Origin of the sequence: Collinsella sp. AM36-4AA (genome assembly GCF_003467795.1) — a bacterium.
Lineage (GTDB): Bacteria > Actinomycetota > Coriobacteriia > Coriobacteriales > Coriobacteriaceae > Collinsella.
In genome coordinates, this window is sequence record NZ_QSHS01000026.1 from 1 (window position 1) to 11,596 (window position 11,596).

6 protein-coding genes are annotated in these 11,596 nt (G+C 58.8%); 5 read left to right on the plus strand and 1 reads right to left on the minus strand.

The genetic code is table 11. The annotated features are described in order from the left end of the window. Positions 1 to 60 precede the first annotated feature (60 nt). The 4 genes from DW850_RS08205 to DW850_RS08220 are packed head-to-tail and all read left to right on the plus strand — an operon-like array spanning position 61 to position 7,467. Positions 61 to 708: a hypothetical protein gene (locus DW850_RS08205; RefSeq protein ID WP_117786788.1), complete on the plus strand. Its 648-nt coding sequence runs from the start codon at positions 61 to 63 to the stop codon at positions 706 to 708. Positions 709 to 711: 3 nt separating this feature from the next. Further along, positions 712 to 6,195, plus strand: coding sequence for a hypothetical protein (locus DW850_RS08210; RefSeq protein ID WP_117786789.1), 5,484 nt, complete (start codon positions 712 to 714; stop codon positions 6,193 to 6,195). A 1-nt stretch (position 6,196) separates the two neighbouring features. After that, complete coding sequence (locus tag DW850_RS08215) at positions 6,197 to 6,766, plus strand: hypothetical protein (protein WP_117786790.1); 570 nt, start codon at positions 6,197 to 6,199, stop codon at positions 6,764 to 6,766. Positions 6,767 to 6,768: 2 nt separating this feature from the next. After that, the gene (locus tag DW850_RS08220) at positions 6,769 to 7,467 is read left to right on the plus strand and encodes a hypothetical protein (protein ID WP_117786791.1); all 699 of its coding nucleotides are present in this window, start codon (positions 6,769 to 6,771) and stop codon (positions 7,465 to 7,467) included. 703 nt (positions 7,468 to 8,170) lie between these two features. Here the strand turns inward: DW850_RS08220 and DW850_RS08225 are convergent. Further along, a complete protein-coding gene (locus DW850_RS08225) occupies positions 8,171 to 10,471 on the minus strand; it encodes an LTA synthase family protein (protein ID WP_117786792.1) in 2,301 nt (766 codons plus the stop codon). A gap of 213 nt (positions 10,472 to 10,684) precedes the next feature. Here DW850_RS08225 and DW850_RS08230 point away from each other — a divergent pair, with 213 nt between their 5' ends. After that, positions 10,685 to 11,533 (plus strand): nitroreductase family protein, encoded by an 849-nt coding sequence (locus DW850_RS08230; protein WP_117786793.1) that lies wholly within the window; start codon positions 10,685 to 10,687, stop codon positions 11,531 to 11,533. The last annotated feature ends 63 nt before the right edge of the window (positions 11,534 to 11,596 follow it).

The window sequence follows — 11,596 nt, forward strand, 5'->3', positions numbered from 1 at the left end:
CCACCCCTATATTCGGGCTGGGATCTCGGTCCCCCTTTTTATCGACGACTGGCGAACGTAATGCTCAATAATCTTTCCGACAATCAGAAACGCACCTTGGCGCTTGCCGCGATGGCGCTGTTGGCCCTGGCATGCCTGTGTGGCACGCTGGCTTTTACCGTTGATATGGTTCCGGCGAACAACGTTCTATCGTTTGGCAGCGTGAAGGTACGAGTCTGCGAATACACCCTCAACGAGCAGGGCGAGGAGATTCCGTTTGAGCCCAACGAGCACGGGGACTATCCCGACACCAAGGCCGGGGGCTCTGACATCAGCCGCATTGTGCGCGTGGAGAACGCTGGCACGCAGCCTGAGTACGTTCGCGCGCGTCTGCGCATGACGTCGGTGGCGCCCGACGGTTCGAGCGCGGATGCTTCGGGCAGCGTTGCGTTTCATGTGAACGCGGGCGAGGGGTCCCCGTGGATCGATGGCGGCGATGGGTGGTACTACTACCGCGGATTGGCCGGGCGTGGCGGCACGCTCGACCCCGGTGCCATGACGGAAAGCCTCATGGACTCGCTGCGCTTTGTGGGCGACTACCACGATGCCGCGCGCGGCGGCTCATTCAGGCTCGATATCGATGTTCAGGCCGTGCAGGCCAAAAACCAGCAGACAAGCGATACCGCCCTCGACGTACTTGACGTTGTGGGTTGGCCGGAGGCGAACTAGCCTATGAAGATCAAGAATATGAACCGGGGTATGCTTAGCAGGCTGGTTGCCGTCGCAGCGATTGCCCTTTGCTGCGTTATGGCACTGCCAACGGTGGTGCATGCCGAGGACGTGCCCGAGAACAAAAACGAATTCCACATCAAAAGCGAGGCTGACTTTTTGTCGTATGTGGCGCTGTCGCGCGAGCGCGATACGTCCGGCTGGCACGTTTATCTCGATAACGATATCGTGCTTAATGATGACGACATGAAGACCATTGTCTCGTACACCGTTAAGCATCTGTCGTTTGGCAACAAGGAGCATCCGTTTAAGGGCGTGTTCGATGGTCAAAACCACACCGTTGAGGGCCTGAACTACGATAAAGACGCTTTTGACCCCGAGCGCGATACGGGATTTTTTGCCGAGACCAACGGTGCCACCATCAAAAACTTCCTGGTTAAGGACGCCAACGTGTGGGCGGACTTCCGCGGTGGCATTATCGTGGGCAAGGCCGTCAATACGCGCTTCGAAAACGTTATGGTCATGGAGAGCACGCTGCACGTGACCTGCGCCAACAATGCTCTCAACCTCATTACCAACGCAGGCTTTGAGGGCGGTCTCATCGCCGGCGAGCTCGACGGCTGCACCCTCTACAACTGCGAGGTCCGTGGCGGCCGTGCCGTCAACAATACGACCTCGGGCGTGCAGGCGCTCGGCGGTGAGGGTCTGTATATGGCGGCGTTTGCCGGCTACGTTACAAATTCGACGATTGAGTACTGCCGCGTTACGCCTACGCGCAAAGACGATGGCTCGATTGGCATGACCGACGTCACCAATAAGTACGACGTGGCCATTGGCGCCCTGGGCGGCAACAACGTGTACGCCTCGGGTTTTGTGGGCTGCATGGCGGGTAACGCCAAGATTATCGACTGCTTCTCGACGGCGCAGTGCTACAGCTATGCCGCGTCATATGTGGGCGTCGTCGCCGTGACGCGTGCGTGGACGGGTGGCTTGGCGGGTCGTATTCTAACCGAAAAGGGCAACGAGCTCGTTCGAAGCCATTTTGCGGGTGACTTGAGCTCGCGCCAGTACAACCCCATCGCCGTGATCCCCATTATTCAAAACGACGTGAACCTGGGCGGCATTGCCGCGCGTGCCAACAAGGATGATGCCACGGTCACCGAGTGCTACTTTAAGCCGAGCGTGAGCCTAAACGGCAGCAGCCAGGGCAACCCTGCCAAAAAGAAAATCCCCTCGTTTGGCGGCGACGGCACCATCAAGGGCGATGGCTATGGTCCGTGGGATGACGAACGCTACACCACGCGCGAGCTGTGGGAAGAGCACGACTACGACTTCTGTGCCGGCACCATGCGCTCGACCGCTAACGACAAGGCCCTGGGTGCCCCGCACCCCAATGAGTGGGCGATGGATTACAAGCTGAAAATTCCCGTGCATGGCCAAAGCGTTAAGGCGACGATCGATTTTCCCGGTGCGGGCACCGCGACAATCGAGAAGACCAAACTTGGCAAAGACCAGGCGACCTCGGATCCGTACGCCTTTGCCGTGAGCGCCGTGCTGGCGGGAACGGCCCAAGGCCTGGCCCAGGGCGATACATCGGTAACGTTTAAGCAGGATACCTCCGCAAAGCCAGAGGGTTTGACCGAGGCCAACGGCGGCTACCGCTTTATGGGCTGGTTCCGTGAGCCCGATGTGCGTGTGAATCGAATTGGACAAGACAACAGCTGGTTTGACGGCAAGACCGATGCTGCTGCTGTCGCTGCTGACAAGCGCGTCGAGGAGAACACGGTCCACGATAAGGCTTCGACCTACATCGCCGACAACGGAAGCGGCGTCGATGAAAAATTCGGCTTCAAGGGTAACGACCTCTTTATCGCTTCATACGAGGCGCAGGTACTGTTCTATAACGTTAAGGGCAAGACGCTTGATTGGAAAACCGGTGCCGCGCACGACAAGTCCACTGATTGGTATCGCTACGGCGTTGGTTTGACGCCCGCGGCTCCCGAAGACCGCGAGGGGCTTTCCGCTACCGCGACATTTATCGGCTGGACCACGCAGCCTAGCAGCGAGGAAGGTATGCATGGCGGCTATGCGGCCATTACCTCGACTGAGCTTGCCGAGCTAAAAAACGCCGGTGCGTTCTATCCTGCCGGCACCGAGATCACTGTGCTTGGCCCTACCGATTTTTATCCGGTGTACAGCGACTATGTGTCGAACATCATGACGGTGTTTGAGGGCAATGAGCAGGATGCAACCGACGATCAGACTCGGCGCGACGGTGTGGGCAAAACTGACGTTAAGGTTGAGACTGCAGAAGATGGCACAAGCGCGTATACCGTACAGGTGCTCGACGTATCCGGTAAAGCTATATCCGAGGAGGGCCAGCTGCCCGACGGCTATCGTTTCCTGGGTTGGTATGAAAACAAGCAGGCTGCCGATGGATCCCCGGTTGATGTTCGCGTGAGCCGCGATCCGAGCTACAAGCTTCCCGGCAACGTGGACCTGACCGTTCCGCATACCTATACCGCACGCTTTGAGTACCGTGTGGACTATTACGTCAAGTCGATGACGAACGACGCCTATAAGGATTCTAGACTCCTCTGCTCTGTGTGGAACGGGTACCAAACCTCGTTTAACGAGCAGGTCGGATCGAGCTACGTGCGAGAGAATATCGTGCACTGGGGTCCCGAGCACGTCGATCACGGACTGAAGGAAAACTATAAGGACGAATGCAATGAGGGGCGCTTTGGGGCAGATACACTCATCGTGGCGCCTTTGAAGGCGTATTCGCATACGGTCAAAAACGATACAGGTGCGGATACCCGGAAAAATGTCATTGCCGATACGGATTTCCCGGGTTCGGGCACGCTGGATGACGAGTGGGTCGCAGGAGCGCTGAAGTTTTACTTTAGGCCGGCGAGTGAGCGATACCATTTAAATTTCTGGACCCTCGAGCGCCAAGGCGGATACTGGACCTGCGTGGGCAACCCCGTTCAGAGCGAGATTGGCATCGATTCGGAGTATTACATGCGCGCCATGGTGACGACAAGCGTCAGCTTTTATGGCAAGGACGATGCCTCGGTTAAGAGCGTCACGCGACGTTATGAGGCTCCGTTGCTGCTGGGCTCCGATAGCACCTACACCTATAAATATCCGTTTATCCATACCGAGCAGACGGTAGACGACACGCCCGAGCACGGAAAGGAGGGTGACGTCAATCCCAATCTGACACTCGAAGCCTCTCCGACCGATGACGAGATGGCTGTGCCTGGCTATAAGTTCTTGGGCTGGATTTCGACTGCCGAGGTCCAGAAGGATTCTGCCGTCTGGAACTATATCTACGACGTCGCCGGCGACCCCTATGTGACGAGTGATCCGGATAAGGCAGAGCCGTATCTGGCGACCGACGAGTCCAAGGTCACCCAGTGGCAGGATGCCTATCCCATATACGTAAAGTATAACGTTAACTACACCACCAACCTGCACCGCAAGGGCTTTGATGGAACGCCGGGCATCAATGTTCCGCGATTCGACATTACGCCCAAACTTGATCCCCAGCAGAACGGTGACGTGGTGGCTACGGTGAGCCCCGACATTACGACGACGGTGTATGCCGACGGTACTGGTGGCGCCTATCAGCTTAAGAAGCTCGAGATCGAGCTTCCCGACGGAACGGTAAAGAAGCTCGATCCGACGGGCGAAGGCGGCAATACCTATTCCTATACCGTGGAGCCGGGTAAACCCTATACGTTTGTGGCCTACTACACGCCCATTGCGGTGGTGTATCACCTGAACGACACCGATATCGATGGCAAGCTCGCGCAGGAGGGCAATACGCTCGGCAGCCTTAAGGATGGCATGCCGCTGCCGACGTATAACGTTGGCGACATCGATGCTGCAACGAACGCATACAATGCCTTCGTAGGCTGGACGGAAACTAAACCGGCATCCGGCAACGGTTATGTCGTTTGGTCGGACGGCCTCCCCATGGTGAATACAAACACTGTGGTTAACGCCCCCATGGAGCTGTACCCGGTCTACCGTGCCAGCGCGGTAATTGTCCAATCGAATATCGATGCCAATCTGGATAACCCCGATTCCGTGCGTTCTCTTTCGCGCACCGACTCTGGCGATCAAATTTCGCTGGAAGTAAGAGCTGCAGCTGAGGTTGTCGGCAAGGATGGCACCAAGTACGACTTTGTCGGCTGGTCGCGTGACTATGAATCCGATAGTAAATACACTCTGATGACCGAAGACGATAAGTATCCCCTCGAGGGTAGTGAACCCTTTAAGGGCGCGACGTATACCGCGGTGTACAAGGTCACGCCGTATAAGGTGCGCTATCACAGCGTCGACGGGGCGGTCATCTTTACGGCGACGGTCGACTCGGGCGACGAGCGCGCGCAGGACGGTAAGCCTGGCTTTGTCTACACGGTCGATGTTCCCAAAATGGGCGAGAGCGGCAACCCTGTCTACGACAACGACGGCAATCCTGTGATGGAGCAAAAATCCGTGGCGTACGACCCGGACGCCCACTCCAAGATCGTCGCGCTGCTCGATGAACAGGCTGCTGCCAATGGCGATAAGCGCGAGCTCTTCTTGGAGTGGCGATATGTGGGTGCCGATGGCACTGCAAAGTCTTGGGATGAGTTCAAGGGCGAGCCAGTCAAGGGTGACATGGACCTGTATCCTGTGACGTATCGCGTGGTTGCCAACGATACGTCTGATCCCGCGAGCCCCGTAACTATGACCGCGCAGCTTAAGTGGCTGCTCGATCCCGCCGCGGCCAACACCGTCGGTGACAGTGCCGACAATGCGCCGTTTAAGGTCTGCTTTGCCAAGCCGTTTATGGGGACGCAACTGACTGTTACGGTAACGCAGGCAAGCTACGGCCCTGGTGCAGGGGGCGTTTCTGCGGCGGAAAAGCCTGTGAACGGCAAGTTTGTCTCGCTCTACAGTCTGGGTTCGGGTGGCGGCTCGTTCGACCTGGTCAACCGCCTGGAGTCCAAGAAGACAGGCGAAGGCGAGCAAGGTCCCGGTAATGCCGTGTTCAAATTTACCCAGAATCATGCGCTGACGATCGTTAAAAAGACTACCGACGCCAGCGCAATGGGGCAAACGTTCCGCTTTAAGGTAACGCGAAAGGCGTCGGAGGGTTCTCCTGCCGAGACGCGCATGGTCGAGGTGAAAGTTAGCGAGCAGCGCGACGAAAACGGTGAGGTCTGGTATGTCGGCAGCGTGCAATTTGCTGCTCCGGCGGGCACCTATACCGTCGAGGAAGACACGGCTTGGGCATGGCGCTACGAGGGTGAACTGAGTACGCCGGGCAAGGCGCCCGGCAAATCTGCCGAGCTCATCATCTCGTCTGCCTCGAGTGCGGGCGACACCGTGGTGACGTGCGTCAACACGCGCGCGAATGACAAATGGGTCGATGGTGGCTCGCGTGCCAAGAATGTTTGGAAAAACGGCACGCTGAAGAAGGAGGACTAGGATGACTAAGCGCAAGCAAATCGTCGCCCTCCTTGTTGGCGTTCTCCTGTTGGCTGGCGCTGCCGGTACCTTTGCGTGGCTTTCGGTTACGGGCGTGCTGGTCAACGAGTTTGGTTTTGGTTCGGTGGCGCCCTCGGTAGATGAGAAGCTCGATGGCAATGTGAAGAGCAACGTCATGATTACAAACAACGGCTCGGCCCCGGCATACCTGCGTGTTGCGGTGGATATCTACTGGCAGGACCAGAATGGCGCGCGCCTGTGGGATGAACCAGTTGCCGGCACCGACTACGTCATTGCGTGGGGCAGTGTGTTCAAGGCATCTGCTTCTAACACCGCCTCGTCTTGGGTTGTCGCGTCCGACGGGTACTACTACTGGACGTCTCCCGTTGCTCCGATGGGCAAAACCGATGTGCTCATCAAGAGCGTGACTGAGCAGAAGGCAGATGGGAAGAACCTGGTCGTTGACATTTCGACCCAGGCAATTCAATCCACGCCCGGCGATGCAGCTGCAGAGGCATGGGGCTGTGCAGTCAAGGATGGCGTGCTGGTGCCGCCGCATGGAGGTGCGTAAGTATGGCCTCTCCGATTCGTAAAGACGTTGCGTGTTTCTTGCATTGCGTGATGGCAGCAATCGTCTGCCTTATCGCGCTCGCCGTTCCTGCACGTGCGTTTGCTGACATTCCCACGATTGCCTATGACGGAAATGTACGCCAGCTAACGGTATCGGGAGCGACGGACTCCTCGGGGGAGCCCGATCTGTTTCCAGCCTTTAAAGATCTAATGCCCGGCGATGTACGCGAGCAACAGATTGGGGTTCGTGCCACGGGTGTAAAGTCCCAGGTACGCGTGTTTGTGCGGGCCGTTGTCGATCACGAGACGGCACGCCTGCTGTCGCCCATCACCTTAACGGCGACTGTGGGCGATGTCTCTGCAGGTTGGCTCCAGACAGGAACACCGGGCAGCGTGTTCGCCTATCCCACGCAAATCGCCACGTTTACGAGCGATGACAGCACGGTGCTTAATCTGCAGCTAAGCGTTCCGACGTCGGTGGGCAACGAGCTTGCCGACGCAAACAAGACCATTCGCTGGGAGATTACCGCCGAGGACGATGGCGAGAAGATTCCCGTGCAGTCTGCTGACAGCAAGAAGCCCGGCTTGCTTGGTCTGGCGGCAACGGGCGACAACACGCTCACGTTGCTTTTAGTTTTGCTAACTCTTGCCAGCATCGCTTTTATAGCCGCGCTACTTTTGTCCCGGAGGGATAAGCGCTAGGTCCATCTTCTAAACGCAACGCCCTCCCGGGCGGCGGGCACGAAGTTCCCTGCTCTACAGTCCTGCACAAGAAGAAGGCCACATTAAGTGGCCTTCTTTGCGTGCGGAACTCGCGATGAACTTCGAGCCCGCCGCTCGGGAGGGCGCCCCTTTATTGATGGAAGGCCTAATAAGCTGATGATTTTATGCCTGGATGTATTCGGAGTGGGACGGGCTTTCCGGATGGGCGGGGTTTCGGAAAGTGTGTCCCAGAATCGGCGCTCAGAGTGGTCCCCACTTTCCGGTTGATGTCTTGTCCGGAAGCTATGTCCCGGAATTAAGGCTTGGAATGAGATGCACTTTCCGGTTGAGAGCCTTAGCGGAAAGTGCGACCCGGAATTTACTCTTGAAGTGGGATGCGCTTTCCCAACAGGCCCTCAAGCGGAAACTGCGTCCCATTCCGAAGGCAGATTCCGGGACACACTTTCCGAATATAAAGAAGGCCACTTAATGTGGCCTTCAACTTATATATGTTGCGGATGCTTTCATGACAAGCCGCACTTCAACACCGAGGCGTCTGCCCGGCGACGCGGAATGTAAGGTTCATCGCGAGTTCCGCACGAGCCGGAGAGCACTTAATGTGCTCTCCGTGCGAGCAGGACTGTCCGAGCAGGGAACCTTACGTTTCGCGCCGCCGGGCAGACGAACCAGTTAAGACGTGTCGCTATTTGATCTTGGTTGTACCCGGTGCCAGGTTGGGGTCGGTCTCGTTGGCCTCGGTCTGGAAGTGCTCGGTGTAGACGTTCTTGCCATCGCGGAACATCTCGTAGTACTGCATCTTGGCGTAATCCTCGCGCGCCTTGGTGGCGGCTGCGGCAGCGGCGTCGTCACCGGTGACGTTGGAGGAAAGCGCCCAACGCAGGCTGGCGTCCTCGTAGCCCACGGAGTTGATGGCGGGCAGCGACTCGCGCAGCGTCATGTGCGCTTTCTGGTAGTCGGTCAGCGGGGCGCCGATCAGCTGCATGAGCTGCGTGGACAGGTAGTTGGTGGACAGGTCGTCGACCTCGCTCGTCTGGTCGCAGCCGGCAACGTCGTAGTTAGCCCAGATGATGTAGTCGGTCTGCCACAGGCGCTCCTGATGCGTAGCGTCGTCCTCGCCGGTAAACCACTTGTCGTTGAACTTGGACGGGAAGAACGGCTGGTGGTCGCCCCAGAACACCACGACAACCTTACGGTCGAGCTTGCTCAGGGCGTTGAGGAAGTAGCGAAGCGCCTGGTCGGACTGCTCGATGCACGAGACATACTCGTCGACATCGGAGAGCGTACCGTCCTCGACGGTCTTGGCGTCCAGGTCCGTCGTGTCGATGTTCAGGTGCATCTGCTTGTCGACCGGCAGCAGGCCCGTGTCGTAGCCCGAGTGGTTCTGCATGGTCACGTCGAAGATAAACTGCGGATCGGCGTTCTGATCGAGCAGCTCAAGGATCTTGTCGTAGGTTGCCTGGTCGGTCACCATGCCGCGCAGGGTGTCGGCTCCCTGGAAGTCGTTGATGGACAGGAACTGGTCAAAGCCAAAGTCCTTATAGACGTTCTCGCGGTTCCAGTTGGTCGCGTGGTTGGGGTGCATGGCCGTGGTGGAATATCCGAGCGACTTGAACTGCTCTGCCAGGTTCCCAGTCGTTTCCATGTTGTAGATGGTGTAGGGGTACACGCCCGAGCCCAGGTTGGCCATGGAGTTGCCGGTCATAAACTCAAACTCGGTATTGGCGGTACCGCCGCCGTAGGCGCTCACATAGAGCTTGCCGCGGCTGAGGCAGTTGGACAGGTTCTTAAAGTACTGCGGGCCCTCGTAGCCGGCGCGCATGTTCTGGTAGATGGACAGGTCCGAGAAGGTCTCGTTCATGATGGCGATGACCGTGGGCTTCTCGCTGTCGAATTGCTCCTTTGCGGCGGTGCGCTCGTCGCTCTTGGCGGCGTCGGACTTGTCGTAGGCCTTGGCGTACTTTTTGAGCGTGGCCTTGGCGTCATCGACAGAATAGTCGGCGGGTTTGGGCGGCTTGATGGACTGCGCTGCACTAATAAAGGCAGGCAGATAGCCCTCGCGCCAGTAGCTCTCGAGCGGGCGCCAGGTGTAGACGGTGATGCCGAGGGTGTTGTAGTAGTCGATGAGGGTGACGTGCGCGGTCACGCCGCCCAGGCACAGCACCGCCACGAGCAGGTTGGTGAGCAGCATGCGCTTGGCGTTGGCGGCGCCCTTCTGGCGATGCGGCGCGACCAGGCCGGCGTACTCGCACAGCAGCATGGCGATGGCGGTAAAGCTCATGGACAGCACGCAGAACAGCGAGATCGAGAAGGTGTAGCCGTTGCCGGCGACCGCGGCGGCGGTGGAGATGGCCGAAAGGTCGCCCGGCTGGATCGGCATGGATTTAAACGTGATGACGAAGAACTCGGCAATGCCCAGGACAAAGAGGGCAAAGGCCAGGACCGCGGGAGCTGCGCCGTGGCGCTGGAATAGGAAGAACAAGCCGGTCATGAGCACGGTGATGATGGCCCACTCGAGCAGGATGCACAGGGGGTAGACCCAGGTAAAGTCGTGGTTGGACGAGACCTCCATGCCCAGCAGCGCAAAGACGCCGGCGAGCAGCAGGCACAAGACGGCGGCGACGAGCGGGCGGCCCACAAAGGCACCGCGCAGGCGGGCGAGCTTGCCGGTGGGGGCGGGGGCGTCGGCCGAGGCGAACGCAAAGACGCGCGGGGCGATGCGGTCGCGGGCGATGCTGGCCCAAGCGCAGCCGGTGAGGATGGCGTTGGTCAGGATGAGCATCACAAAGGCGAGCGGCTCGTTTTGGGCGACGAGGCCAATAGCGCCCCAGACGGTCAAAAAGAGCTGGAACAGGCCGAAGACGACGCTCCACCCAAGAGCGCTTTTGGCAACGGTGCCCGACTGTGCGCGAATGGCCTTGGCCTCGCGCAAGACAAGGTAGACGGTCGCCGCAAGACCGACGAGCGAGATGGCGGCAGCGAACATGCTGAGACTCCTCACAAACTTAAAACCTACGAAAGCGGGGATTAACCCGATTGTTACCGAGATATGCGCAGCATTTGACGGCTGCGTACAACAACCAGCCATAATAACGCGCGAGTATGGCGGTGTTGCGCAATGGAGTGCCCACCTGCGCGATAATGGACGGGAATTACACGGAAACGTAAAGGCTTCTTAAAGAAATGGCAGGGATGGGTTATGGACGAGCGGGTGTGTACGACGGCTGCGGATGCGTGCGGCTATCCGGTCGAGACCACGGGCAATGCTGTATTGGACACGTTGGAGCACCGTTCCTCCACGCGTGCCTTTGCGCGCGATGACGAGGGCCGTCCCGTGGCGGTGACCGACGAGCAGCGGGCGGCGATTCTGCATGCGGCGAGTCGCGCGCCGTCGGCAGGCGCCATGATGATGTATTCCATCGTAAGCATTCGTGAGCAGGCTACGCTCGATCGTCTTGCCGACCTGTGCGACTACCAGCCCATGATCGCCAAGGCACCCTGGGCACTTATATTTGTGGTCGACTATGCCAAGTGGATCGATCTGTTTGAGCACGTGGGCTGCTTTGAGCCCGAGTTTGTCGAGCGCACGGGCAAGGCGCCCCGCCGCGCGCCGGGTTTGGGCGACTTTGCCATCGCGGCGCAGGATGCCGTGATCGCCGCGCAAAACGCCGTGGTTGCCGCCGAGGCCCTGGGGCTGGGGAGCTGCTATATCGGCGATATCGTCGAGAACGCCGAGGAAGTTGCCGCACTGCTGGACTTGCCTGCCTATACCATGCCGCTGTCGATGCTCATCATCGGCACGCCCCGTAAGGAGCGCCCGGCAATCGCGCATCCCGTGGTGAACCTGGTGCACGAGGAGCGTTATTGTCGCGCCGACGCCGCGACGATGGATGCGCAGGTGGCCGAGATGGATGCGATGTTTCGCCCGCACGCCCGCGAGGTGGGCGAGCGCGTCATCGACATCTACACCCGTAAGCACACGAGCCCCTTTATGGCCGAGATGAGCCGCTCTATGGAGTGGTGGTTCAAAAACTGGCTCGGAAAATGACGAATGTGACAAAGGGGGCGTCCCTTTGTCACATTCCATATCGCCGCGGTGGCCTAAAGGCCG

Coding starts and splice junctions, on each gene's coding strand:
- DW850_RS08205 (WP_117786788.1), top strand. CDS start 61: ATGCTCAATAATCTTTCCGACAATCAGAAACGCACCTTGGCGCTTGCC.
- DW850_RS08210 (WP_117786789.1), top strand. CDS start 712: ATGAAGATCAAGAATATGAACCGGGGTATGCTTAGCAGGCTGGTTGCC.
- DW850_RS08215 (WP_117786790.1), top strand. CDS start 6,197: ATGACTAAGCGCAAGCAAATCGTCGCCCTCCTTGTTGGCGTTCTCCTG.
- DW850_RS08220 (WP_117786791.1), top strand. CDS start 6,769: ATGGCCTCTCCGATTCGTAAAGACGTTGCGTGTTTCTTGCATTGCGTG.
- DW850_RS08225 (WP_117786792.1), bottom strand. CDS start 10,471: ATGTTCGCTGCCGCCATCTCGCTCGTCGGTCTTGCGGCGACCGTCTAC.
- DW850_RS08230 (WP_117786793.1), top strand. CDS start 10,685: ATGGACGAGCGGGTGTGTACGACGGCTGCGGATGCGTGCGGCTATCCG.